This is a genomic window from Bacillus sp. HMA207, assembly GCF_003402455.1.
Taxonomy (GTDB): domain Bacteria; phylum Bacillota; class Bacilli; order Bacillales; family Bacillaceae_G; genus Bacillus_A; species Bacillus_A cereus.
The window spans coordinates 2799948-2826813 of the sequence record NZ_BEZT01000001.1 but is presented as its reverse complement, the minus strand read 5'-3'; the positions used below and the strand labels follow the sequence as shown (position 1 = coordinate 2826813).

Here is a 26866-nt window from a genome sequence, read left to right as displayed (position 1 = left end):
CTCCTCTTTTTATTCCAATAAAAATCCGTATTAACGGGCAGCCCGAGTGGTGAGGGTTAAAAATTAGCGGAGGATGTATAAAACCCTTACTGATTAAAGTTTCATTTTATAAAATGAAACTTTAATCAGTTCGCTAAAATTCTTTTTTATTAAGATATGTATATAATACTATAAACATCCTATAAATTCCATTATCGGAAAAAGAGAACAGTTGGTATAGTGTGTGTTTTCTTTAAAGGAGAAATGGCTTTTGTGAAATAAATCTTACAATTCGTCAAATTATTTCAAAATTGTAGATAGTATAGAAATTTAGTTTTCTAAAAATATTATACTATTGATAAATAGAGTGATTTTTGTCATGATGAAAGTATACTTTATGTAAGAAGCTTTATAAGGAAATACATACTTGAGTTTGTATTAGGTTAATAGAATTTTTTATAATAGATAGAAAAGGGATATTTTATATTAAAATATTAAATAGAATGTCGAATTTTCATGCGATATATAAGAAATTTGAAAAAAACATTGCAAAAACACTGTGTTTAATGATAAAGTTCACATGAAGTTCACACGGATTTCACTTTGTTCATTTAAAATGAACTCTGTGTGAAAAATAAAACTCTTGCTAAAAAATGGAACTGGATGAATATTTTACTTTGATAATATTGTAAAGTATTAAAGTTTTAGTTTTTTTTAAGAGGATAGTAGGGAAAGGAAGTAAAGACAACTTATGAAAAAAGTAATTGCAGGTTTAGCAGCAGCTTCTGTAGCTGGCGTTGCAGTTCCAGGAATGGATTCTGCTCATGCACAAGTTTCAAATGAAGCGCTAAAAGAAATTAATGGACAAACTCAAACTCAAACTCAAACGACTGTAACTGAAACAAAAACTGTAGAAACAACTTCTGAATTAAAATACACAGTAACTGCTGATGTATTAAATGTTCGTTCAGGTGCTGGTACAGGACATAACGTTATTTCTAAAGTAAAATCAGGCCAAGTGCTACAAGTAGTTGGACAAGAAAATGGTTGGTTCAAAGTAAACGTAAATGGTCAAACAGGTTATGTAAGTGGTGACTTCGTAACGACTGGTGGCAAAACAGGAACGACTGTTCAACAAGGAACAGGTACTTACACAGTAAACGTTTCTTCACTTAACGTACGTACAGGCCCAAGTACATCTCATACAGTATTAGGTTCTGTAAACAAAGGTAAAACAGTACAAGTTGTAGGTGAAGTACAAGATTGGTTTAAAATCAACTTCAATGGTGGAACTGGATACGTAAGCAAAGACTTCGTAACAAAAGGTGGTTCTGCTGTATCTAACGAAACACAACAACCAACTACAAACAACAATACTACAACAGTTCACACTGGTGGTTCTTATGTTGTTAACACTGGTGCTTTAAAAGTACGTACAGGCCCAGCTACATACAACGCTGTAATCGGTGGAGTAACAAATGGTAAAGTATTAAACGTTACTGGCGCTGAAAATGGTTGGTACAAAATTAACCATAACGGCCGCACAGGTTACGTAAGTGCAGACTTCGTTAAGTTTGTAAAAGGCGGAGTAAACAACGTTACAAATAACAATAACAATAACGTTACAAATAACGTTCAACAACCAGGTAAAGACGTACAAAAACCAACAACAGGTGGAGATACATCTTCAATCGCTGGATTCGCTAGATCTTTAAAGGGTAAACCATACAGAACTGCTGGTACAACACCTGCTGGTTTTGACTGCAGTGGTTTTATTTACTATGTATTAAATAAAACAGGTCACAACATAGAGCGCACAAATGTTAAGGGATATTGGGCTCAGTTAACAAAAACTAACAATCCACAACCAGGAGATTTAGTATACTTTAGCAATACTACAGAAGCTGGTGGTTTAACTCATATGGGAGTTTATTTAGGAAATGGTGAGTTTATTAGTGCGGAAACAACTTCAACAGGTGTGAAAATTAGTTCAGTAAATAATTCATACTGGAGCAAACATCTAGCTGGTTACACAAAAGCATACTAAGAAAAAGTAGTTTTATATACTTTTTGTATAGAGAAAAGGCTTTCCAAGGAAACTTGGGAAGCCTTTTTATAGTTGAATAAATTGGAGGTTTAATAGTTTTTATTTTAACTTTCCATTTAAAAATCGATCATATAAGTCATGGAAATAGTTAGGACGAAATAAGTTCGCTGCATGTCCTGCTAAAGGTATTTCCTTATATAAAACGTTGGGTAAAATAGATTTTAAATCAAATAGGCAAGATTTATAGAGATGATCATGCTCTCCCATTACCCATAGTATAGGGTGAGGAAGTGATTTTAATTTAGATTTTAAATCGAATTCTAACCGATGTCGTAATGACTGGGCAATTATGGATGAATGTAATTGTAATCCGAAACGGTAGTAAATATTTCTTGAAATGACTGCGAACGGATTTGCTTTTAGTATACCACTTGGAAAAATAGTATTTGCGTATTGAGAGAGCCATTTAGAGTATTCATCTCCTCGCTTCTCCCAAAAATTTTGAAATACATTATATAAACGAGAAGGGTTATTGTAATGTCCTCCAATATGACAAATACTTAATACTTTTTCTGGATGCATTTGTGCAAAAATTGTAGAGATGTAACAGCCGTAACTTAGCGCACAAATATGTGCTTTTTTAATACCTTCTTGCTCATATAAGTTTAATAATTGATCTACGAGGCGCTGTAATGAAAAGTCGATTGCTTCTCCTTTATCATCACCGTGACCTAATAAGTCATAAGTTATAATGTTGTAGGAGGAAGAAAAACGTTTTTGCTCCTTTTTGAAGGCGCGACGATTGCCAACTAATCCATGAATAAAAATAATTGTTTCCTTTTTAGAATGTATATTTGTTTGCAAAAAGGATACTCCTTTCACTAACTGGAGATTTATATCGTGTTGTAAATTATTTATCTATAATTTACATAGAATAATATTAAGTACCAGGTAATAATATCAGATGTTTATACCTGTTGTAAAGATGAGTTTTTATGTATATTTTGTAAAAATAGAAAAAGTGTGTTTACATTCAGTTTACATTTGTATCGTATTCTAATTTTAGAAAGAACAGTTTTGTTTACCACGAGGAGATGAACAGGAATGGAAGTTAGAAATGGAATGAAGAAAAAAGGGAGTTGGAGGCAGTTTTTACGCCTTATTCAAGATACAAATCCTCCGAAAGGAATTTTAGTTTTTGCGTTATTAATGAGTTTGCTTTCTACGGGAGCGAGTTTATTTATTCCTATGCTTACAAAAGGATTAGTAGATAATTTTTCGCTTTCTTCAATTAGTGCAGGACAAATTGTTGGATTAGTTGCTTTCTTTGTAATGCAAACTATTGCGGCAGGGTTGTCTATATATTTACTAAATTATATTGGGCAGAAGATTGTAGCGGGACTAAGAGAACGTTTGTGGAAAAAGGTACTTATCTTGCCGGTATCTTATTACGATCAAAATAGAACAGGTGATACAATTAGCCGTATGACGAATGATACAGGTGTAGTGAAAACGTTAATTTCTGAGCATTTGTCAAACTTATTAACAGGCGGTATTTCAATTGTTGGATCGTTAATTGTATTATTTGTTTTAGATTGGAAAATGACTGCGTTACTTTTAACGGTTATTCCGTTGTCTGTATTAATTTTAGTTCCACTTGGACGAAAAATGTATAAGATTTCAAAAGCGCTTCAAGATGAAACGGCATCTTTTACAAGTGTGTTAACGCAAGTGTTATCAGAAATTCGTTTAGTGAAATCTTCAAATACAGAAAAAAGAGAATATGAAACGGGCAATACAGGTATACAAAAGTTATTACAATTTGGTTTGAAAGAAGGGAAAGTGCAAGCATTAATTTCGCCAGTTATGTCGTTTGTTTTAATGGCACTACTTGTTATTATCGTAGGGTATGGCGGGATGCGAGTTTCTAGCGGTGCATTAACAACCGGTGAACTTGTAGCGTTTATTTTGTATTTAGTTCAAATTGTAATGCCGATGAGTCAATTATCTATGTTCTTTACACAATTCCAAAAGGCAATTGGTGCAACGGAAAGAATTAGTACGATTTTAGAATATGAAGTAGAAGATCATGAAACTGGTGTGAAAGTGACAAATGCTAAGCAACCGATTGTTCTTGAAAATGTACATTTTGAGTATAACGAAGAAGAGCAAGTTTTGAAAAATATTGATTTCACAATTGAATCTGGGAAAGTGACAGCGATTGTAGGACCAAGTGGTAGTGGGAAAACAACGTTATTCTCATTACTGGAACGTTTTTATGAGCCAACTAGTGGCGCCATTAAATTAGGGGAAGAATCAATTACGAGTTATTCATTAGAGTCATGGCGACGTCAAATCGGTTACGTATCACAAGATAGTCCGTTAATTGATGGAACAATTCGTGATAATATTTGTTACGGTGTTGAGGGCGAAGTAACGGATGAAGAAATTGAAAAAATAGCAGCAATGGCATATGTTGATGCATTTATTCATGACTTACCAAACGGTTATGCAACAGAAGTTGGAGAACGCGGTGTGAAGCTTTCTGGGGGACAAAGACAGCGAATTGCTATTGCCCGAGCGTTACTTCGAAATCCGCAAATTCTTATGCTCGATGAGGCAACTTCAAGCTTAGATAGTAAATCTGAGTCTGTCGTTCAAAAAGCATTAAATAACTTAATGAAAGGCAGAACAACATTAGTGATTGCACATAGACTTTCTACTGTTGTAGATGCAGATAAAATTATCTTTATTGAAAAAGGGAATCTTACAGGTAGTGGTACGCATGATGAATTATTACAGACGCATGATATGTATCGTGAGTTTGCAACGCAGCAATTGAAAATTAAAGAGGGTGCATTATAAAATGAATCATCAGTGGGATTTTACTCCACTGATGATTCATTTTTAAAAAATATATTAGATGCTAAGTAGAAAGGAAATGGTTCCTTTGATACCTAAAATTTTAATAGTAGACGACGATCCACACATTAGAGAACTCGTTTCTGTATTTTTAGAACGAGAAGGTTTTCAAACATATGAGGCAATTGATGGAGTAGATGCACTTCAGAAAATGGATGACGTAAAAGTCGATATGGTTATTCTTGATATCATGATGCCAAATATGGATGGATTTGATGTATGTTTTGAATTAAGAAAATACTATGATATCCCGGTTCTGATGCTAACTGCCAAAGGAGAAACATCACAAAAAGTAAAAGGATTTCACCTTGGGACAGATGATTATCTTGTAAAACCATTTGATCCTATAGAACTAGTAGTGAGAGTAAAGGCATTATTGAAACGTTACCAAATTACAGTTTCGCAATCGATTCAAGTTGGAAATGTATTATTAAATCGTAAAACATTCGAAGTTACATCTGGAGAACAAACGGTTACGTTACCGTTAAAAGAATTTGAGCTGCTCTTTACTTTAGGGGCTAAATCGGGAAGAACTTGTTCGAGAGAGCAATTAATTGAAGAAATATGGGGATATGATTTTGAAGGGAATGAACGTACACTAGACGTTCATATTAATCGGTTACGTGAGAAGTTTCAAGAAGAGCAATCGAAATTTAGTATTAAAACAATAAGAGGATTAGGGTATCGCTTAGAGGTAAGTAAATGAGAAAAAGAAAACGAATGAGTAAGTTGAAGATGCTGAAAGTATTTGGAGCAGTATTAGCGCTCTTTTCTATTCTTACTATCATTTGGTCTATCGCATTTTATGTAGCAACTAGTTTATTGAATGCTTTTGACGTAAACGTATCGCCGTTTGTTGCCTTTCTAATTAGTGATATGGTCGGTTTTGTCTTTATTATTCTTATTTGGACATTGATTGGAATATTAATGAGACCAAAACGAGAGGCGATGATTTGGACTATTATTGAACCGATACAAAAAATTGCAAAAGGAGACTTCTCCGTAAAAATAAGAAATGAAGAAAAGTATGATGGTGAAATTGGCGTGCTCGTAAAAAGTATAAATGATATGACAGATGAACTGAATACGATGGAGAAAATGAGACAAGAGTTTGTATCGAATGTTTCTCATGAAATACAGTCACCGTTAACTTCTATAAAAGGATTTGCTAGAGCACTACAAGACGATAATCTTTCTGAGGAAAAAAGAAAGCATTATCTTACCATTATTGAAACTGAAACAACGAGATTATCTAAACTAAGTCAAAATTTACTAAAGCTAACTCTTTTAGAATCAGAGGAGTATACACCAGAAAGAGTGAGCTATCGATTAGATCAACAATTAAAGCAAATTGTGTTAAATAGTGAACCACTCTGGGCTGAAAAAGAAATTGAGTTAGAACTAGATTTAGAAAAAGTATATGTTATTGCTGACCAAGAAAGTATGAGTCAAGTGTGGATTAATTTAATTCATAATAGTATTAAATTTACTCCAAGCGGTGGTACGATTACTATTCAGTTAAAGGAACATGAGACAGTAGTGGAAGTGCGTATCCATGATTCAGGAATTGGTATATTAGAAGAACAGAAACAACATATTTTTGAGCGTTTTTATAAAGCGGATTCTTCACGAAATCGTGCCTATGGAGGAAGTGGCTTAGGTTTAGCTATTGTAAAGAAAGTACTCGACCTTCATCAAGGAGAGATAAAAGTGGAGAGTGAGGAAGGAAAAGGTACTGAATTTATTGTGCGTATTCCTAATTATGAAGAAAAATAGTGTAGTGATAAAGAACCATTTTTTATTTCATACGCAGACACTCTCTTATGAGGAGGGTGTCTTTATTTTGCATGAATAATGATAAATACGTGTAATGAATGCATAGTAATTTTCTACAGTTACCTACAAGTAACCTACGCACATGAAAGTGCATCATTGCCTTTTTACATAAACATAGATACAATTTTAATATAATACATAACTGAGATGATTAAGGAGTGTTATACTTGGCAGAATTATTACAAGGTAAAAATGCTTTAATTACAGGAGCAGGTAGAGGGATTGGTCGCGCTGTAGCAATCGCATTAGCGAAAGAAGGCGTAAATGTAGGCTTATTAGCTCGTTCAGAAGAAAACTTAAAAGCTGTAGCGAAAGAAGTAGAAGCAGAAGGTGTAAAAGCTGTTATTGCAACTGCTGATGTTTCTTCATACGAAGAAGTAACAACTGCGATTGAAACGTTAAAAAATGGTTTAGGATCTATCGATATTTTAATTAATAACGCTGGTATTTCTAAATTCGGTAAGTTTTTAGAACTAGACGTTGCTGATTGGGAAAAAATCATTCAAGTAAACTTAATGGGTGTATACTATGCAACTCGTGCAGCTTTACCGAGCATGATTGAACAACAATCTGGTGATATCATTAACATTTCATCTACAGCAGGACAAAAAGGTGCACCTGTAACAAGTGCATATAGTGCTTCTAAATTTGGTGTCCTTGGCTTAACAGAATCGTTAGCGATGGAAGTTCGCAAACATAACATTCGTGTAACAGCTTTAACTCCAAGTACAGTAGCAACTGATATGGCTGTAGATTTAGGATTAACTGATGGAAACCCTGATAAAGTAATGCAAGCAGAAGATATTGCAGAATTTATCGTAGCGCAGCTGAAATTAAATAAACGTACATTTATTAAATCTGCTGGGCTTTGGTCTACTAATCCATAGGAATTAAATTTAACTTTAAAAGAAGGGATATCTATTCTGTAAGGGGTAGATGTCCCTTCTTTATTTTTTGTATTCGAGACAGAATTTTCGGTATAATTAAAAGTGAATGGTAGAAAGCATTGGGAAATTGAAAGGGATGGCAGTTGTAAAAGAGTGATGTAAGGAGGAAAAAGGATGAAAAAGAAGTTTCAAAAATTATAACATGTATCGTGTATAACGAGATTAGCTCGTGGACCTCCAATATACATAACACTATATTATATATTAAAAAATTGGAGGATATAAGTAGATGAGAACTGAAAAAGAAATGTTAGACGTAATTATAAATATAGCAAAAGAGGATGAAAGAATTCGAGCAGTTATCATGAATGGATCGCGTGTAAATCCAAATGTGAAAAGAGATTGTTTTCAAGACTATGATATTATGTATGTTGTAAATGATATACAATCTTTTACGTCTAATCATAATTGGGTTCATAGATTTGGAGAAATAATGATAGTACAAATGCCAGAAGAAATGTCGTTAGTTCAACCAGATGAAGATGGGAAGTTTCCGTATTTAATGCAGTTCATGGATGGGAATCGGATTGATTTAACGCTAGTTCCAGTTGAGTTAATAAAAAAGTTCGTTGGACAAGATAGTTTAAGTAAACTGCTTCTTGATAAAGATAATTGTATGGAAGGATTCCCGCCAGCAAGCGATAAGGATTACTTAATAAAAAAGCCTACAGAAAAAGAGTTTTTGGATTGCTGTAATGAATTTTGGTGGTGTAGTACAAATGTGGCAAAAGGGTTATGGAGAGAGGAACTTTCTTATGCAAAAGGAATGCTTGAAGGACCAGTGCGAGATATGTTCATTGTAATGCTAGAATGGCATATTGGTATGAAAACAGACTTTACAGTTAATACAGGGAAGTTTGGAAAGCATTTCGAGCAATATATTGAAGAAGATATGTGGGAGCAATTTAAAAGGACATTTTCTAATGCTGAATATGAAAACATATGGGAGTCATTCTTTGTCATGAGTGATTTATTTAGGGAAGTGGCGAACGAAATCGCTAACACGTATGAATATCAATATCCGCAAGATGAGGATGATAAAGTGACGAACTATTTAAAACATGTGAAAGCTTTGCCAAAAGATAGTACATCAATTTATTAATAATATAAAGTAGTAAGACTGTCCTAATTAAGGACAGTCTTATTTTTGTTTATGAATAACAATTTCTCTAACAAAGTGCAGATGAATCACATATGAAAATTTAGGGAGGTTTTTTATCATGTATTATTTTTATTCGCCACAAATGTTTGCTCCATATCAATGGGGACTAGAACGAGATGTTTCGTATGCTTATATGCCATATAATTCATTTTATTATGGAGACTATATAAACTCATTGCCATACGCATATATCCCTCAAAATTATGAAGTACAAATGAAAGCATATGATCGTGGATCGTGGACACCATTTTCATGGGTTGAAAAATATGCGTACGCATTTTCAGGACCGTATAATAAAGCGGAAGTCGCTCTTACATTTGATGATGGACCAGATTTAGAATTCACGCCAAAAATATTAGATAAGTTAAAACAACATAATGTAAAAGCTACTTTTTTCTTACTTGGTGAAAACGCAGAAAAATTTCCGAACGTAGTAAAGCGTATTGCAAATGAAGGGCATGTAATTGGTAATCATACGTACAGTCATCCGAATTTAGCGAAAGTAAATGACGTTGAGTACCGTAATCAAATTATAAAAACGGAAGAAATATTAAAACGTTTAGCCGGCTATGCCCCTAAATTTATACGTCCACCGTATGGTGAAATACTTGAAAATCAATTGAATTGGGCAACTGAGCAAAATTTTATGATTGTACAGTGGAGTGTTGATACAGTTGATTGGAAAGGTGTAAGTGCCGATACGATTACAAATAATGTGTTAGGGAATTCATTTCCAGGTAGTGTCATACTGCAGCATTCTACTCCAGGTGGGCATTTACAAGGATCTGTTGATGCACTAGACAAAATCATTCCGCAGTTAAAAACGAAAGGGGCACGTTTTGTAACACTTCCAAGTATGTTCCAGACATCGAAAGAAAGAAAGTGAATGTGTTATAAATTTGAAAAATAAAGGTTGTGTCGTATAATGAAAGTGTAAGTTAGGGGGGGATAATTGATTGATGCACTCGTAAACATAGGAATAAGCATATTGATTGGTATTATTTTTATACTTGCGGCAATTATTCTTCAAAAAAATCCACCGACCGATATTAATGCGGCATATGGTTATCGTACGAAACGATCTATGAAAAATAAGGAATTATGGGATGCGGGTAACAGGTATAGTGTAGAAGTGATGAAGCAAAACGGATTTATCATGATGTTAATTGGAAGTGTTATTAGTATACTGTTTAGATATCCACATACAATAATAGCGATTATGGTGGTTATGGTATTGTTAATCATTCGCTTATTTATACGAGTAGAGAACAGATTAAAGACAATTGAACAATGATGATAAGGAAAATAGGACTCTCAGTCAATGATAGATAGGAGTCCTATTATATTTACAAACTATTATTTTTTAGTAGTTCTTTTCCTTGTGCAACAACAAATTCATAGTATGCAAGATCATACGGATAAATATCTTCAAATGTTATCGTAATCGGTTTATTGTTTAAGACTGAAATCGTTTTTAAAGATGAAATCTCTCCATTTAATAGTTGTAGAAAAGAAGTTGCATGTACTTTCATCACATCGTCTACTTCTTCACCTGGTGCGAATGGAAGTGGATTGATGACATTGTGAAAATACATATGACAAAATTCACGATCAGTAAGATTTGAAATTTCATAGTCTATTTTAAAGATTCCTTTGTATACTAAATCAGTAGTTTGAAAGGAAAGCCCCAATTCTTCTTCGATTTCACGAAGACCACCAATTTGTACATCTTCATCATGCATAATATGTCCAGCTGAAGTAATATCCCATATACATGGAGCTTCTTTTTTATTTTTAGAGCGTAACTGGAAATATAAGAATATATCTTTAGCATCTTTTTCTACAAACCAACAGTGAAATGTTTCGTGCCAATCACCGTCACGATGCACTTCATCGCGTAATTTCTTCCCAAGTGTATTTCTTTCAGAATCAAATATTGTTAACCACTCTGTCATTTTAATTCCCCTTTCTGCAAATTTTATTATACAATATTCGTATTGAATTTTGGGAAAATAAAGAAAAAGGGGCGATTATAAGTGGAGATAGAGCGTATGGAAATAAAATCGATTATTTCAACAGAGGAAGAGTTACGAAAAATATTGGGGCAACCAAGTGAGCGAGCATTGAAAAAAGTTATTTCATCATTAGACCACCATTGTGTAGATTTCCTTTCTAAATCTCCTTTTCTAGTATTATCTACTGCAAATAAGTTGGGGGAGTGTGACGCCTCGCCGAGAGGAGACGCACCTGGATTTGTATACGTACTCAATAATAATAAAATTATCATTCCAGAAAGACCAGGAAATCGTCGTATAGACTCCATTTTGAATATTATTTCAAATCCACGTGTAGGACTAATCTTTTTTATTCCAGGTCTTGGGGAGACACTCAGAATAAATGGCCGAGCATATATTACAAACGACGAAGAAATTTTGAAAGAAATGCAGGCGAATGGACGCAATCCGTTACTTGGAATTGTTGTTGAAATAGAAGAGTGTTACATTCATTGTGCAAAAGCGTTTATTCGTTCTAAGATGTGGGAATCAGAATCTTGGTTAAATAAAAAAGAGTTACCTTCAGCAGCAAAAATGTTGCTGGAGCATGCGAAAGTGAATACTTCAGAAGAAGATGTTGCACGTTCTTTAGAAGAAAGTTATACAAAAAGATTGTATTGAAAATTTTATTGATATAGTTTTGTAAGGTGGGTATGTACGGGTTTTAGAATGGGGAATTTATCCCGCATTAACGGGCAGTAAGATTCCTACCTCAAAATTCAGCGAAAACAAAGAAGTTAGGTGGGGATAAACAAAATCCCCACTGATTAAAGTTTCACTTTATATATGAACCGTTGATTTATAAACTGGAGAAATGACAAAATAGGTAAATTGAGTGGCAGTTGCATAATGTTATTGTGAAATATAATAAAAAATTATTTTGAAAATAGTTAGTAAAAATAGGCTTGCTTTTTAAAAAGTTGATAACTATAATAAGTTAACAAATAGACATGAACGAAAAAGTAATGATAAGGACACGAAATCATTTTTACGGTTTACAGAGAGGGAAGTCAAGGGTGTGAGCTTCCTAACACGAGAAATGGTTTTACCACCTTTGAACTTCAATAGTGAACGAGTAATCTAGTAATTATTGGCGGTATCAGCCGTTATCTGAACTTGAGCAATCTAGGAGGAGGTACGTCTAGATTGGAACAAGGGTGGAACCACGAAAACACATTCGTCCCTTTCCTAGGGAAGAATGTGTTTTTTTATAGTATTATAGATTGAAAATTTAAAATAATTAAAAATATTATTGATTTTGTTTTTTATGCGAGTATAATGAGTTAACAAATAAACATGAACGAAAAAAGTAACGATAAGGACACGAAATCATTTTTACGGTTTACAGAGAGGGAAGCCAAGGGTGTGAGCTTCCTAACACGAGAAATGATTTTACCACCTTTGAACTTCAATAGTGAACGAGTAATCTAGTAATTATTGACGGTATCAGCCGTTATCTGAACTTGAGCAATCTAGGAGGAGGTACGTCTAGATTGGAACAAGGGTGGAACCACGAAAACACATTCGTCCCTTTCCTAGGGAAGAGTGTGTTTTTTTATTACTTTGAAAGGAGGTGCGGTAATATGAAACGATTTATAAGTACGGAAATAACCACCACCTGCATGACAAAAAAGCAGAGTAAGGTGATTTATAGATGTAACAATTAAACTTTTAGGAGGAGATTAGAAGATGAATAACGTTATAAATGTTGGGGTATTAGGTTTAGGTACGGTCGGAAGTGGTGTTGTTCATATTTTGAAAGAACATTATAAAAAAATCGCACTTGATACAGGATACGAAGTGAAAGTGAAAACAGTCGTTGTACGTGATTTGGAAAAAGAACGCGATGTTTGTATTGATGGAATTGCAGTAACAAGTCATGCAGATGAAGTTCTAAATGATTCAAATATTGATATTGTAGTAGAGGTAATGGGTGGAATTGAAGAAGCAAAGCAGCATATTGTTAAGGCTTTACGAAATAAAAAGCATGTCGTAACAGCAAATAAAGATTTAATGGCTGTATATGGTGCAGAGCTTCTTCAACTGGCGAACGATAATGATTGTGATTTATGTTACGAAGCGAGTGTAGCGGGCGGTATTCCAGTGTTAAGAGGACTAACTGATGGGCTAGCATCAGATCAAATTGAAAAAATAATGGGAATTGTAAATGGTACAACAAATTATATGTTAACAAAAATGAGTCAAAATGGATGGTCTTATGAAGAGGCTTTACAGGAAGCACAAAAATTAGGCTTTGCAGAATCGGATCCGACAGCAGATGTAGATGGACTAGATGCGGCAAGAAAAGTAGCAATTCTTGCAAACTTAGGTTTTTCGATGAATGTTTCATTAGATGATGTGCAAGTAAGAGGGATTCGAAAGGTCGAAAAAGAAGATTTACAAATGGCTGAAAAGTTAGGATTTACTATGAAGTTAATTGGTAAGGCTGAAAAACAAGGACCAGCCATTCATTTAAGTGTAGAACCGACGCTTTTACCGAGCCAGCATCCATTATCAAATGTGAATAATGAATTTAATGCGGTGTATGTCCATGGCCAAGCGGTAGGAGAAGTAATGTTTTATGGACCCGGAGCTGGGAAGTTACCGACTGGTTCTGCTGTAGTAAGTGATATTATTTCAATCGTTAAAAATATGAATCAAGTTCCGAAAAATAAAAGTGCGTTAAAAGAACCAGTTCCTTATGAATTACAAGGTGATGAAGAAGTAGTTTCGAAATATTTCTTACGTATTTCATTACGAGATGAGCCTGGGATGTTACAAAAAATAACAGAATGTTTCGTTAATTATTCTGTAAGTTTAAAAGAGGTTATTCAATTACCTTTAAACCGTGAACTGGCAGAAGTCGTTGTTGTGACACATCGAACTTCCAAGTATCAATTTGAACGAGTTTTAGAAGCGATAGAAGCTGTCGCAAGTGAAATAAACAGTTACTACATTATTGAGGAGGAAAAACAATATGTATAAAGGACTATTAAAACAGTATGCGTCTTATTTACCAGTGAATGAAAATACACCTGATGTCAGCTTAATGGAAGGAAACACGCCACTTATTCCATTATTAAATATATCAAAACAATTAGGGATTCAGCTATACGGTAAGTACGAAGGAGCGAATCCGACAGGTTCTTTTAAAGATCGTGGTATGGTCATGGCAGTTGCTAAGGCGAAAGAAGAAGGTTCAGAAGCAATCATTTGTGCATCAACAGGTAATACATCAGCATCAGCTGCAGCATATGCGGCACGTCTTGGGATGAAATGTATTATCGTAATACCAGAAGGAAAGATTGCACATGGAAAATTAGCGCAAGCGGTCGCTTATGGAGCTGAAATTATTTCAATAGAAGGGAATTTCGATGATGCACTTAAGGCTGTAAGAAATATTGCTGCAGAAGAGCCGATTACGTTAGTAAATTCAGTGAATCCTTATCGAATTGAAGGGCAAAAAACGGCAGCATTTGAAATTTGTGACCAATTGCAAAATGCACCAGATGTTCTAGCTATCCCTGTTGGGAACGCAGGAAATATTACAGCATATTGGAAAGGTTTCTGTGAATATGAGAAAGAAAAAGGTTATAAGAAGCCAAGAATCCATGGTTTTGAAGCGGAAGGAGCAGCTGCAATTGTAAAAGGGCATGTAATTGAAGAGCCTGAAACAATTGCAACAGCGATTCGCATCGGTAACCCAGCAAGTTGGTCGTATGCAGTAGAGGCTGCCGAGCAGTCTCGTGGTGAAATAGATATGGTATCAGATGAAGAAATTTTACATGCGTATAGGTTATTAGCAAAAACTGAAGGAGTTTTCGCTGAACCAGGATCAAATGCTTCATTAGCCGGCGTAATTAAACATGTTGAATCTGGAAAAATCAAAAAGGGAGAAACAGTTGTTGCAGTATTAACTGGAAATGGTTTGAAGGATCCTGATATCGCTATTTCTTCAAATCAACTAGACATCGCAAATGTGTCAAATGATATAGAACAAATTAAAGATCATATTAAAGGGGTGATTATGTCGTGATACCATTTAGCGTTCGTGTCCCTGCTAGTACGGCGAATGTTGGTCCTGGATTTGATTCAGTTGGAATAGCTTTGTCATTGTATTTAGATGTGGTGGTTAAAGAAAAAGCTGATAAATGGCAAGTAATCCATTCCTTTGAAGAATCAATTCCAGCAGACGATAAAAATTTAATCGTTAGCACGGCATGTAAAGTATGTCCTTCTATATCACCCCATATAATAGAAGTTACTAGTAATATCCCATTAACGAGAGGGCTAGGAAGTAGTGCATCAGCGATTGTAGCTGGGATAGAGCTCGCGAATCAACTAGGCAATTTGAACTTAACTGCTGATCAAAAAGTTCAAATTGCTACAAATTTTGAAGGACATCCTGATAATGTTGCTGCTTCTATATTAGGTGGAACTGTAATTGGAGCACTTGATGGAAAGGATGTTTCCGTCGTAAGAATTGAGAGCAAGGAATTAGGTGTAGTTTCTCTCATTCCGAATGAAGAATTAAATACAGATGAAAGTCGATCTGTATTACCAAAGATGTTTCCGTTTCATGAGGCAGTTAAAGCGAGTGCGATAAGTAACGTATTAGTAGCTGCATTATGTCAAAAGCGGTGGGAAGTTGTAGGTGAAATGATGGAGAGAGACCATTTTCACGAGCCATATCGTTTAGAACTCGTACCGTTATTACCATCTATTCGTAAATGCGCAAAAGAATTTGGTGCGTACGGCACAGCACTTAGCGGTGCGGGACCATCTATTTTTATATTAGCACCATATGAGAAACGTCAAGAAATCGCTGGGCAGTTAGCGAGAGTATTTACAGATATGAAAGTATGTGAGCTTGAAATCGACCATAAAGGTATTATTGTAAATAAGGAAGAGCATATTGGATCGTAAAGAAAGCTGGCATGGCTAGCTTTCTTTACGTTGCAAACCTATTTTAAATTAGGTTTTTTCGGAAGAAAATATAAAACAAATGTTGATTTTGAATAATGTAAGTAAAGAGTGCATTCATTTTGGAGGTGATTACATGAATAAAGAGTCACCAGAAGAAAAAAGAGAGCGTATGAGACAAAGTGAATTAAAAAGTAATCCTACGGGTTCTTTACGTGACGGACTCAATAGAGCGGAAACAGGTAGTCCAGTTGATATAGCAGGCGGTATGAATTGGAAAGGCACAGGAATAATCATTTTAGTACTATTTTTAGGATACATTGTATACACTTATTTTTTCAGTTGAAGAATGCTTGTTAAAATTTTGATTTGCTTAGTTTCATAATTATTGAGAAAAAAACGCAGTTACTGTATTACATATCTTCTAAGCAAGTTATAGTTGTTCATATCAACTTTTAATACTCCAAATAGAGCTAGCAAAATGCTAGCTCTATTATTTTTTGCCACATTCCTGTAACAAAGCACCTGTATATTCATTGGTGGAGGTGCAGAGGATGAAAAAAATGATAGCGATATGTCTTCTTACAACTATGTCGTTTTCGACTTTAGTCGGTTGTGACGTAAAAGGTAGTAATGCTGTACAAGAGTCTAAAATAAAGAAAGCGACGTATAAAGATTTTACTTATGATGTAAATCCAGAAACATTCACATTAACTGTAGAACATGAGGGGGTAAAGGAACAGGCATCACAACCCCTACCGAAAATGAAGGTATCGAATGTAAAAAAAGAAAAGGATCGTACATCGTGGGAATATCCAGATCAAAAAGTAAAAATAAAATTAGAAAAGAAAAAAGACCACTTAAACATTGAAGTGGAATCGACTGGTGCAGAAAGCTTTACATGGCCGAAAGTAGAAGCTGAAAATTATACACTTCCGTTATGGGAGGGTAAGCAAATTCCGAGCAATGATGAGAATTGGAAGAAGTTTTTAAAGGATGATGCATATTCATTTGCTGAATCATTTTCTATGAAGTTTTTCGCATTAAATGGTTCGAAATATTCAATTGTATATATTGCAAAGAATATGTTTAATAATGAATTGAAATTTCATTCGGATCCGAAAATAGGATTTGATTTTACACATGAATTTCCGAGCATAAATAAAAATAAAACATATGGATTTCAATTATATGTGACAAATAATGATGCGGTAAGCATTACTAAACTGTATAAGGATGATATTGTTCAAAAAGGTGAATTTAAAACATTACAAGAAAAGGCTAGAAAAAATAAAGAAATCGAAAAGTTATATGGAGCGGCGCATTTTTATTTTTGGAATCAAAATGGTTTATCAGAAAGTAATATAAATTGGTCAAAACTAAGAGAGCAAATAAATAGCCCGCTGTTTAGTCATATAAAAGAACTTATTCAAAAGAATAGTTCAGAGCCTGGGGAACTGAATGTATTAGATCAAGTAAGTAAACAAGATTTTATTGATAAGTATCAAAAAAATGTTATTTTACGTTATATAAACGAAGTGTTATCTATGAAGGAATTTTATAAAGAGGATATTTTTCAAAACGTTAATCAGGAAGCTAGTGTGCTATTAAAGAAAGGTGTAGGTCACTTAACGAATACAGAATTGTATAGCTTAAATAAGCATTTATTAAAGTCGCTACTTGGTGATGCGGTTGAAGAGGTAAGTAAATGGGGTAATGCAGATGGAACGGACATACTAAAGGAAATGAAAGAGGCAGGAATAGAAAAAGCATGGATTGGTCTGCCGAACTGGGAACAAGGATTTATGCAACCTAATTTCGTGACAAAAGCTAAGGAAATGGGGTATTTAGTTGGTCCGTATGATTCGTATCATTCCATTCACGAAAAAAGTGATAAAAATTGGAACACAGCATCCTTTAATGACCCATCATTATACGAAGAGGCTACTGTAACGAAGAAAAACGGAGAAAAGGTGCAAGGCTTTTTAGGTAGAGGTCGCAAATTAAACCCGACTTTATCGCTGCCTAGTGTAAAGGAACGCATGAATGATATATTACAAAATGGTCCTAAATATAATTCATGGTTTATTGATTGTGATGCGACAGGTGAAATTTACGATGACTATTCAGCGAAACATATAACGACGCAAGAGCAAGATTTAAAAGCACGTTTAAAACGAATGGACTACATTGCGCAAGAAAAGGATATGGTCGTTGGTTCTGAAGGCGGAAATGATTTTGCTAGTAGTACGATTGCATTTGCACACGGGATTGAAACACCTGTTATTAAATGGGACGATGAAGATATGCGGAAAAATAAAACAAGTCCGTATTATGTCGGTGGATATTGGTCACCAAATCAAAATGTGCCTGAAAAATATGCAAAACAAGTACCATTGAAAGAAGAATATAAACAAGTATATTTAAACCCAGTATATTCGGTACCATTATATAAATTAGTATACAATGATTCCGTTATTACAACGCATCATTGGGAATGGGGAAGTTTAAAGGTAAAAGATGAAGTTGGAAATCGAATGCTGTCTGAATTATTGTATAATGTTCCTCCGTTGTACCATTTAGATGAAGTAGAGTGGGATAAGCATAAAAAAGAAATTACAGAGCATCTAAAAGTTTGGAATGAAGTTCATGAAAAAGCAGTAAAAGAAGAGATGACGAATTTTGCGTATTTGTCAGAAGATAAGCTAGTACAATCTGTTTCTTATGGAAAAGATATTAAAATCATTGTGAACTTCTCAAATGAAGACATGGAAATAGAAAAAACGAAAATAAAAGCAAAGTCGGCTTACATTGATAATCAGGGGAAGAAAAGTGTGTATACGCCGTTTGAGAAATAATAAAGTTAAATATACTGTATTCATAGAGATTTTATAATTAGCTGGATTCTTTATTCATATCGTTTGTTAGGAAAAAGACATTCTAATTTAAAATGAAAGAGTTAATAAATTTGTAAATCCGCATGTTGCGAAGTGCTAAATTTTTGAAATTGGTAAATAGTGACTTGCCAAAAATAAGTACGAGAGTATAATGTGAAATGGAATACGTATTGGGTTTAAGTAGTAACCTTACAAAATTGTAAGGTTAGTGAAAGGAAATTCAATATGAAGATAAATAGACTTACATTATACTTGGTAAAGAGAAAGAGAGGCGAATGGGTATGAGCTCTGAATTAGAACAAAATACGAGAAGTAATAAAAAGCGTTCTAAAAGAAAGTCAATAAAATGGTTCATATTAATTCCATTTTTCCTACTTATTTTTGGAGGAGTAGGATATGGTTCGTTTATATATAATAAAGCAAAAGCTGTTGTAAATGATGCGTATGCAAAAATTGATAAGTCATCAAAGCGTGATAAAGAAGTCGAACCTTTAAAGGATAATATTTCAATATTAATCATGGGTGTAGATGGAAGTGAAATGAGAAAAAGCCAATATGGCGAAGCAGTTCGAACAGATGCACTTTTATTAGCAACAATTAATAAAGATGATAAGTCTGTTAAGCTAGTAAGTATTCCACGTGATTCACGTGTTTACATTCCAACTAGAAAAAAATTAGATAAAATTACTCATGCTCACGTATTTGGTGGCGTAGAAAGCACACGCGATACGGTGGAAAGATTTTTGAATGTACCTGTTGATTATTATGTGAAGTTTAACTTTGAATCATTCGTACAAATTGTCGATTCAATTGGTGGTATTGATATTGATGTACCAGTTACTTTCACTGAACAAGATAGTAAAGACCAAGCTGGTATGATCCATTTAGAAAAAGGTTACCAACATTTAAATGGAGAACAAGCTCTTGCACTTGCAAGAACGCGTAAAATTGATAGTGACGCAATGCGTGGACAGAGACAGCAACTTGTAATAGAAGCAATTGCTAAAAAAGCGATGTCTGTTCAATCAATTAGCAAAATGGGCTCTTTACTGGATGCGGTTGATAAAAATATGAAAACGAACTTAACATTTGACGATATGCTGGCCATTACAAAAAATATGGCAGGATCTAATTTGGAAATGGAAAAAATGCAAATAGAAGGTACAGATAAACGTATCGGTGGTATTTATTATTACATTCCAAATGAAAAAAATGTAAAAGATATTTCAAAAAAATTAAATGATCATTTAGGTGTAACGCCAAAATCAGTCCGAAACGAATAATAAAAAAAGATTGGCTTTTGCCAATCTTTTTTTTTGGAATGTATTTGTAACTTTTCTGTAACGATTTTTTAGTTTAGAAAAATTATACTCATATGTATGAGTATAATGGATAGGTAAAAAAGTAAAAGGACATATTCAAAATTTGTGGTAAGGAAAGATATCATATGCAGAAATGGTTAAGCATGATGGGAATTATCTTTATATTGACTGGATGTAAAATGTCTGAAGCTCCAACAAGTCTAATGGAAGCTCCTACAAATGAAAAATGGATTAATGAATTAAAGGAACAAATTGATAAAGATTTACCTGTTAATTATCGCTTACTTACTCCAATGTCTAACAAAGATAAACAGATGATTTGGTCAATGAATTTTAAACAAGATAATAAGAAAGAAGCCATCTTATTTTATAAATTGCCGAATGAAGATCATAGCGTATATTTAGCCGTATATGAAGAAATCGGAAATGGCTGGAGAATAAAGTCCACACATAAATTTGATGGTGGAGATGTAGATATCGTTGAAGTCGGTGATTTTACAGGGAACGGGAAGAGAGAGTTGTTAATCGGAATCTCTGTAAATCGTGAATCGTTAGAACATGTTATGTATGTTTTTTCGGAAGAAAATGAAGAGATGAAGGAAATATATAATCGAAGTTATACGAAGTTATTCATAGAGGATCTAAATGAAAATGGACTGAAAGATATAAGCCTTGTTACATTTGAAAAAGATGAGAAGCTGACAGTTGAGTTCATGGAACAATTTAAGACTTTATCTGAAGTGTCATACGATCCATTTATAAATAGTATTCAAAGAATACAAATGGGGCGTATATCTAAATCACTAAAGGCGGTAGTAATTGATGCAGGAGTTGGCGCTCATTCAGGTATAACTTATGTAGCAAAATTTGATCAGGATCATTATGAAGTATTACCTATAGGTGGGAAAGAAGATTTATTTAATGAATATGTTGTAGAAAGTAAAGATGTTAATGAAGACGGCATTATTGAATTTGTTCGTACTGTACGTCCAAAAGGTTGGGAGGATAAATCACATGGTGATAGTCCGCTTTTTGAACGTTACATACAGTGGAGTGAATCTGGAATTAAACCAATTGAAGAACGATATATAGATATAGAAAAAGGGTATTATATGAAAATTCCTAAAGAGTTAATAGGGAAAATTACAATACCAGATCAGCAAAAAGAATCAAATTCTCAAAAGTTTTTGGATACAAGAACAAATAAAATATGGCTTGAAGTTCATATTTTTAAGCGGAAAGAATGGTTCAATATAAAAGGCTACAGCGCAGCAATTAAAACGGCTTCTCACGTATATGCAGTACCGAAGCAATCGGAATTTGAAAAAGTGAAAGCATATATAAAACCGCTAGCGGATTATCAACAAGAGTAGGAGGTGGGAATTATGTCAAAAATTTTAGTTTTAGAAGATGAATTAACGATCCGTAGCTTTATTGTTTTAAATTTAAAACGTGCTGGATTTTATGTAATAGAAGCTACTACTGGAGAAGAAGCATTACAGATTTTGAGTGAGCAAACTGTTGATATAGCACTGCTGGATGTAATGTTACCGGGGATTGATGGTTTAGAAGTTTGTAAGGCTATCAGGAAAGAAAATAAAAAAATGGGTATTATTATGTTAACCGCACGTGTACAAGATGAAGATAAGGTGCAAGGACTAGGAATAGGTGCAGATGATTATATTGCAAAACCGTTTAGTCCAGTAGTATTAACTGCACGTATACAGTCTTTATTAAGAAGAATAGAAGTACATGAAGAAAAAACGAATATTGTTACGTCAGGTCCATTTTCGTTAAATATTATAGAAGAAAGATTGTATAAAGATGGACAATTAGTCGATTTAACACCTACAGAGTATATGATATTACAGTATTTAATGAATCAGGCTTCAAAGCCAGTTTCGCGTGATGAAATTTTAAATATGATTTGGGGAACCAATTACGTAGGTGAGACGAAAGTAGTAGATGTAAATATGAGACGGTTACGTCAAAAGATAGAATGTAATCCATCAGAACCTGAATTTATTCTTACGGTGTGGGGAAAAGGATATGTGTGGAAGGAAAGTATGAGATGAAACGGAAAGTGACTTTATATTTTATGACGGTCATTACACTTATGCTTGTATTATTTGAAGTTGTATTTTCAGTCTCAATTTATCGATACTATTATAATGGTATTGTGCAATATATAGAGTCTCATGCGAAAACGAGTACACGTTTTTTTTCAGAATACAATTCACTATACTTTATTCGATTACAAGAATATAGTGGTGACATAATTAGTAGCTTTCAATTAGAAGGAACAGAATTACAGTTAATTGATCGTCACGGCTCGGTTATACAATCTTCAAGTGGTGAAAAGGTAGAAGGTAAAGTGAATATTCCACAATCATTATTAGAAGGTGAAATGTATAATCAAGTTACTACGAAAGGTAATAAAAAACAACTAGAGGTGCTAAGCCCACTTATACATCAAGGACAAACTATTGGTGTTTTAAAATATACGACTGTTTTAACAAATGTAAATAAAAAGATTATTGAAATTATTACGTTTACTATTTCTGTAGGTATTGTTATTTCGGGAGTCGCCTTCTTAATTAGTAGACGTTTGGCAAATTCATTTGTTGAGCCAATTGAATCCATTATTCAAGCCTCTTCACAAATTGCAGAAGGCACATTAAAGCAAAAAATTAAAGAAGATTATCCTGGAGAATTAGGTGAATTGGCACATAGTTTAAATTATATGGCCTATAAAATAGATAAGGCTGAGCAGATGAAAAATGAATTCATTGCTTCTATTTCGCACGAAATACGAACGCCTTTAACAGGAATTAAAGGTTGGAGTGAGACGTTAAAAACAGTAGATCATTTAACAGAAGAAGAAATAAAGCAAGGTATGGGCATTATTTCAGGTGAGACAGATAGATTGATTCATTTAGTAGAAGAATTGCTAGATTTTTCAAGATTACAATCAAATCATTTTAATTTATATAAACAAAAGGTGCAGTTGTACGATATACTAGAGGAGACGATTTGGCAATTAACTCCTAAATCGGAAGAGAAGGAAATTCAATTTATTACTACTATAGACCGAATTGAATTGATGGGAGATCGAAATAGGTTAAAGCAAGTTTTCTTGAATATTGTTCAAAATGCAATTAAGTATTCACATAAAAAAAGTACAATACACATTGAAGCGACTAAAATAGAAGGACAAGCAGTGATTAAGGTAAGAGACGAAGGGATTGGAATTGCTAAAGAACATTTACCATATATTGAGCAATCATTTTACCAAATTAATAATCATGCTGCAGGTGCAGGTATTGGTTTAGCTATCGTTAAAAAAATGGTAGAGCTTCATGGCGGTGTGCTTAGTGTTACAAGCAAAGAAGGAATAGGAACAACAATTTTGATAAAACTCCCATTATAATACAAATAAAATCTATTTATATGGTGAAATAAAAATAAATAGATGTATAATTATATTGGGCGATTTATATATAAGATTAATAGGGAGAGGAATTCGATAGAATGGAAAAAGCTTTAAAAATTAAACAAATAGTAGTCGTTTTAATAGCGATTGCCGCAGTAGCTATTGGGTATTACATGTTTCAATCAATTACTTCACCAGCAAAAGCTGTTGCGAAACAAGAAAATGTAGTGCAGCTTGCAAGTGAACAGCCGAAAGTTGAAATGAATAAAACGGCACCAAGTCGTTTTAATGGAAAAGAAAGAAAAGTTGCTTATCTTACATTTGACGATGGGCCAGGGAAATATACGGCTGAATTATTAAATACGCTAAAACAACATGATGCGAAGGCGACGTTCTTTTTAATTGGAGCGAATGTAAAAGAATTTCCTGATTTAGTGAAACGTGAAAATGCTGAGGGTCATTATGTAGGCATGCATAGTATGACACATAATTTCGCAAAGTTATATAAAAATGGCGAGTATGTAAATGAGATGAAAGAAGATCAAGGTTTAATCGCTAATATTATTGGGAAATCACCTAAATTAACACGTCCTCCATATGGTTCGATGCCTGGATTGAATGAAGGTCTTCGAAATAAAGTGGTAGAAGGCGGATTTAAAGTATGGGATTGGACAATTGATTCATTAGATTGGAGATACAATAAAATGCCAGTTGATGCAGCTGCAGCACAAATTGCTCAAAACGTATTAACAAACGCAACAAAACCACAAGAAGTAATTTTAATGCATGATATTCACCCGCAATCAGTTGCTGCTGTGCCAGCAATTTTAAAGGGGCTAAAAGAAAAAGGTTATGAGTTTGAAGCTTATCATGAAGAGAGTCACTTCCCAGTGAACTTCTGGCATGATAACCGTATGTAATGGAGGAATGAACGTTGAAGTATGGAAAAGTAGCAGTAGTTGGAGCATTATCAGTAGGACTTTTAACAGGTTGTTTCGGTGAAAAGCCAGAAGAAAATCTATATACAGCTTTTGAAACAGCAGCAACACAAGAAAAATCTTTAGTGGATGAAGCAAAAAAATTAGAGCAGTTAGAGAAACAAGGGCAAGAATTATATGCTCAAATTTTGCAAGAAGGTAAAGATCATAATGAAGCAGTTGTGAAGAAAATAGAGCAAGCTACTGCAAATGTAGATGATCGTGAAAAAGTATTGAAAAGTGAGAAAGAAATGCTAGAAAAAGCACAGAAGGAAACGAAATCTGTTCAAAGTAATATAGAGAAGATTGAAGATAAGAAGTTACAAAAACAAGCAAAAGCAGTAGAAGAGTCGTATAAGAATCGTTATGATGCATTCCAAAAGATGAATGAAAATTACACGAAAGTGTTAGCAACTGAAAAAGAACTGTATGAAAAATTAAAAGTAAAAGAAACGAAATTAAAAGAAATCGGTGAAAAAGTTAAAACTGTTAATGAATTAAATGTGGAAGCACAAAAGTCGAAAGAGCAGTTTAACAAATTTACAAAAGAGTATAATGACAGTAAATTAGCATTCTACAAAGGTGCAGAAATTAAGATTAAAGATCAGAAATAAAGAAGAATCTAAAGTGTAATAAAAAGCCGGAGAAACATCGTTATAAATGTTTTTTCGGTTTTTTACGTTAAATGAATAGAAAAGACTGGAATTGATATCATAAAAGAGTTATAGTGAGTTATTCTAAGGGAAACATTGTAAAGTAAGGAGAATAGGAATATGTCATATGAATTTTTACTCAAATTAGGTTTAGCACTCTTTTTAGGATTATTCATCGGGATAGATAGGCAGCTAAAGAATAAACCACTTGGTGTGAAAACAAGTATGGTTATTTCTGTAGCAAGTTGTTTAATTACGATGGTTTCAATTGAATCTGTGCATGTATATTCTGTTCCAGGACATACAAATATGGATCCGATGCGACTGGCCGCTCAAATTGTTAGTGGAATTGGTTTTCTTGGCGCAGGTGTCATTTTACGAAGAAGTAATGACGTTATTTCTGGATTAACAACAGCTTCTATGGTGTGGGCTGCTTCAGCTTTAGGAATCGCAATTGGTGCGGGATTTTATTTACAAGCGACAGTTGCTATGGTTTTAATTATTTTAGCGATTAATGTACTTCCGCAACTTGTGAAAATTGCAGGACCGTATTCATTAAGACAAAAGGATTTATCTATAAAAATTACTGTTAAAGAGCATCATGAGTTAGATGGTATATTTAAGCAAATTAAAAATTTAGGCATGCATGTGAAACGCGTGAAAATTAAAGATATAGATAGTGGAGCATTTCAGCAACTAGAGATGGTTATTTTAGCTCCAGAAGATTTATATACAACAGAATTATATAGTTCCCTGAAAGAGATTGATCGAGTAGTTTCAGTTGAAGTGGAAAGTAGATAATTGTGATAAAAAAGAGTGAAGTGAATTCACTCTTTTTTATTTGGATTTTTAAGGAATGAAATTGATATAATGATGAGTAATAAAGGGGGAGAAATGATGGGAATACATATTAGAAGAGCAATAAAGGATGATATACAAGGTATAGCAAAGGTGCATGTCGATAGTTGGAAAGCAACGTATAAAGGGATATTTGCTGACGAAATTCTAGATAATATAGCATATGAGAAACGAGAAAAACAATGGGAAGATATTTTTCAAAAAGAAGGTAATCATCAATTTAGATTTGTAGCAGAGAATTTAAATGGAGAAATAGTTGGATTCATCGATGGGGGGATAGAAAGAACTGATACATATAATTGTGATGGAGAATTATATGCAATCTACCTTTTACAAGAGTATCAAGGAATGAAAATAGGACAAAAGTTATTTCAAGCGTTACTATCAGAATGTGTAAAGAATGATATGCAATCACTTTTAGTTTGGGTTGTTACGAATAATCCTTCTAAAAAGTTTTATGAAAAATTTAACCCTGAAAAAATTGATACGAAATTTTTAGAGAGAGTAAGGGTAGAAGAAACAGCGTATTGTTGGAGAGATTTAAATTTGTTACAAAAACAAACAGCTATATAGATTTATACATATAATAATATTATGTAAATATATCATAGGGAAAGGTATACCTCATTTGGTGTACCTTTTTATTAATCCATCAAAAAATGGATTAATAAAAAATAGTAGGTAATTAGTTTGAAAGCAAGAAATTTTCTAGTGTACTTTTAACTAGATTAAAGAAAAGAAAGAAAAAAATAAAAATTTAATTTGATAAAAAAATTCTGAAATATACTCTTGAATTGAATATCATTATCAATTAGAATCATAATTGATAACGATGTTCAATTATCAATTGTAATAT

The 26866-nt window shown here is 33.6% G+C and carries 24 protein-coding genes and 2 other annotated features; of the genes, 22 read left to right on the top strand and 2 right to left on the bottom strand.

Annotation, left to right across the window (positions count from 1 at the left end; all coding sequences use genetic code 11):
• The first annotated feature begins 730 nt into the window (after positions 1–730).
• Entirely contained in the window at positions 731–2026 is a 1296-nt protein-coding gene (gene entFM / locus HMAS_RS14650; protein WP_116344896.1) for an enterotoxin EntFM, read from the top strand.
• Positions 2027–2125: 99 nt separating this feature from the next.
• Here entFM and HMAS_RS14645 read toward each other — a convergent pair whose 3' ends face one another.
• Positions 2126–2890, bottom strand: a complete 765-nt coding sequence (locus HMAS_RS14645) for an alpha/beta fold hydrolase (RefSeq protein ID WP_001194314.1) — start codon at positions 2888–2890, stop codon at positions 2126–2128.
• A 240-nt stretch (positions 2891–3130) separates the two neighbouring features.
• Between HMAS_RS14645 and HMAS_RS14640 the strand changes: the two genes are divergently transcribed.
• The 7 genes from HMAS_RS14640 (at position 3131) to HMAS_RS14610 (ending at position 10187) form a co-directional block, all read left to right on the top strand.
• Positions 3131–4891, top strand: coding sequence for an ABC transporter ATP-binding protein (locus tag HMAS_RS14640; RefSeq protein WP_116344895.1), 1761 nt, complete (start codon positions 3131–3133; stop codon positions 4889–4891).
• 85 nt (positions 4892–4976) lie between these two features.
• The gene (gene hitR / locus HMAS_RS14635) at positions 4977–5654 is read left to right on the top strand and encodes an envelope stress response regulator transcription factor HitR (RefSeq protein ID WP_000612413.1); all 678 of its coding nucleotides are present in this window, start codon (positions 4977–4979) and stop codon (positions 5652–5654) included.
• Positions 5651–6724 carry an envelope stress sensor histidine kinase HitS gene (hitS, locus tag HMAS_RS14630; RefSeq protein WP_001231629.1) on the top strand — a complete coding sequence of 358 codons (1074 nt, stop codon included), beginning with the start codon at positions 5651–5653 and terminating at the stop codon, positions 6722–6724. Before hitR ends, hitS begins: the two co-directional genes overlap by 4 nt.
• Before the next feature lie 227 nt (positions 6725–6951).
• On the top strand, positions 6952–7671 hold the full coding sequence (locus HMAS_RS14625) for a 3-ketoacyl-ACP reductase (RefSeq protein ID WP_000818985.1): 720 nt from the start codon (positions 6952–6954) through the stop codon (positions 7669–7671).
• A 289-nt stretch (positions 7672–7960) separates the two neighbouring features.
• Positions 7961–8833: an aminoglycoside 6-adenylyltransferase gene (locus HMAS_RS14620; RefSeq protein WP_001258539.1), complete on the top strand. Its 873-nt coding sequence runs from the start codon at positions 7961–7963 to the stop codon at positions 8831–8833.
• A gap of 118 nt (positions 8834–8951) precedes the next feature.
• Positions 8952–9779: a peptidoglycan-N-acetylglucosamine deacetylase gene (locus tag HMAS_RS14615; protein WP_000291222.1), complete on the top strand. Its 828-nt coding sequence runs from the start codon at positions 8952–8954 to the stop codon at positions 9777–9779.
• Positions 9780–9845: 66 nt separating this feature from the next.
• Positions 9846–10187 carry an SdpI family protein gene (locus HMAS_RS14610; protein WP_000564329.1) on the top strand — a complete coding sequence of 114 codons (342 nt, stop codon included), beginning with the start codon at positions 9846–9848 and terminating at the stop codon, positions 10185–10187.
• Between the two features lie 52 nt (positions 10188–10239).
• On the opposite strand, the gene HMAS_RS14605 is transcribed toward HMAS_RS14610, so the two are convergent.
• Positions 10240–10848 (bottom strand): NUDIX hydrolase, encoded by a 609-nt coding sequence (locus HMAS_RS14605; RefSeq protein ID WP_000141378.1) that lies wholly within the window; start codon positions 10846–10848, stop codon positions 10240–10242.
• Between the two features lie 81 nt (positions 10849–10929).
• Here HMAS_RS14605 and HMAS_RS14600 point away from each other — a divergent pair, with 81 nt between their 5' ends.
• From HMAS_RS14600 to HMAS_RS14535, 14 genes are all read left to right on the top strand, one after another.
• Positions 10930–11568, top strand: coding sequence for a pyridoxamine 5'-phosphate oxidase family protein (locus HMAS_RS14600; protein ID WP_000402142.1), 639 nt, complete (start codon positions 10930–10932; stop codon positions 11566–11568).
• Positions 11569–11903: 335 nt separating this feature from the next.
• Positions 11904–12135, top strand: a binding site (T-box leader).
• A gap of 115 nt (positions 12136–12250) precedes the next feature.
• Positions 12251–12482: a binding site (T-box leader), on the top strand.
• A gap of 154 nt (positions 12483–12636) precedes the next feature.
• Positions 12637–13932, top strand: a complete 1296-nt coding sequence (locus HMAS_RS14595) for a homoserine dehydrogenase (protein ID WP_001066901.1) — start codon at positions 12637–12639, stop codon at positions 13930–13932.
• Positions 13925–14983 carry a threonine synthase gene (gene thrC, locus HMAS_RS14590; protein WP_000276437.1) on the top strand — a complete coding sequence of 353 codons (1059 nt, stop codon included), beginning with the start codon at positions 13925–13927 and terminating at the stop codon, positions 14981–14983. Before HMAS_RS14595 ends, thrC begins: the two co-directional genes overlap by 8 nt.
• Positions 14980–15873 carry a homoserine kinase gene (gene thrB, locus HMAS_RS14585; protein ID WP_000612098.1) on the top strand — a complete coding sequence of 298 codons (894 nt, stop codon included), beginning with the start codon at positions 14980–14982 and terminating at the stop codon, positions 15871–15873. Before thrC ends, thrB begins: the two co-directional genes overlap by 4 nt.
• A gap of 133 nt (positions 15874–16006) precedes the next feature.
• Positions 16007–16216 carry a DUF6366 family protein gene (locus HMAS_RS14580; RefSeq protein WP_001031482.1) on the top strand — a complete coding sequence of 70 codons (210 nt, stop codon included), beginning with the start codon at positions 16007–16009 and terminating at the stop codon, positions 16214–16216.
• Between the two features lie 208 nt (positions 16217–16424).
• Entirely contained in the window at positions 16425–18728 is a 2304-nt protein-coding gene (locus tag HMAS_RS14575) for a glycoside hydrolase (protein ID WP_006929152.1), read from the top strand.
• Positions 18729–19048: 320 nt separating this feature from the next.
• Positions 19049–20050, top strand: a complete 1002-nt coding sequence (locus HMAS_RS14570; protein ID WP_001987131.1) for an LCP family protein — start codon at positions 19049–19051, stop codon at positions 20048–20050.
• Between the two features lie 164 nt (positions 20051–20214).
• Positions 20215–21462 (top strand): hypothetical protein, encoded by a 1248-nt coding sequence (locus HMAS_RS14565; RefSeq protein ID WP_001174866.1) that lies wholly within the window; start codon positions 20215–20217, stop codon positions 21460–21462.
• Between the two features lie 12 nt (positions 21463–21474).
• Positions 21475–22164 (top strand): response regulator transcription factor, encoded by a 690-nt coding sequence (locus HMAS_RS14560; protein WP_000036071.1) that lies wholly within the window; start codon positions 21475–21477, stop codon positions 22162–22164.
• Positions 22161–23519, top strand: a complete 1359-nt coding sequence (locus HMAS_RS14555; protein WP_000824532.1) for a sensor histidine kinase — start codon at positions 22161–22163, stop codon at positions 23517–23519. Before HMAS_RS14560 ends, HMAS_RS14555 begins: the two co-directional genes overlap by 4 nt.
• A 101-nt stretch (positions 23520–23620) precedes the next feature.
• Entirely contained in the window at positions 23621–24442 is an 822-nt protein-coding gene (locus tag HMAS_RS14550) for a peptidoglycan-N-acetylglucosamine deacetylase (RefSeq protein ID WP_000409484.1), read from the top strand.
• 14 nt (positions 24443–24456) lie between these two features.
• Positions 24457–25113, top strand: coding sequence for a YkyA family protein (locus HMAS_RS14545; protein WP_000873566.1), 657 nt, complete (start codon positions 24457–24459; stop codon positions 25111–25113).
• A gap of 159 nt (positions 25114–25272) precedes the next feature.
• A complete protein-coding gene (locus tag HMAS_RS14540; protein WP_000119510.1) occupies positions 25273–25953 on the top strand; it encodes an MgtC/SapB family protein in 681 nt (226 codons plus the stop codon).
• 93 nt (positions 25954–26046) lie between these two features.
• Positions 26047–26583: a GNAT family N-acetyltransferase gene (locus tag HMAS_RS14535; protein WP_012593210.1), complete on the top strand. Its 537-nt coding sequence runs from the start codon at positions 26047–26049 to the stop codon at positions 26581–26583.
• The last annotated feature ends 283 nt before the right edge of the window (positions 26584–26866 follow it).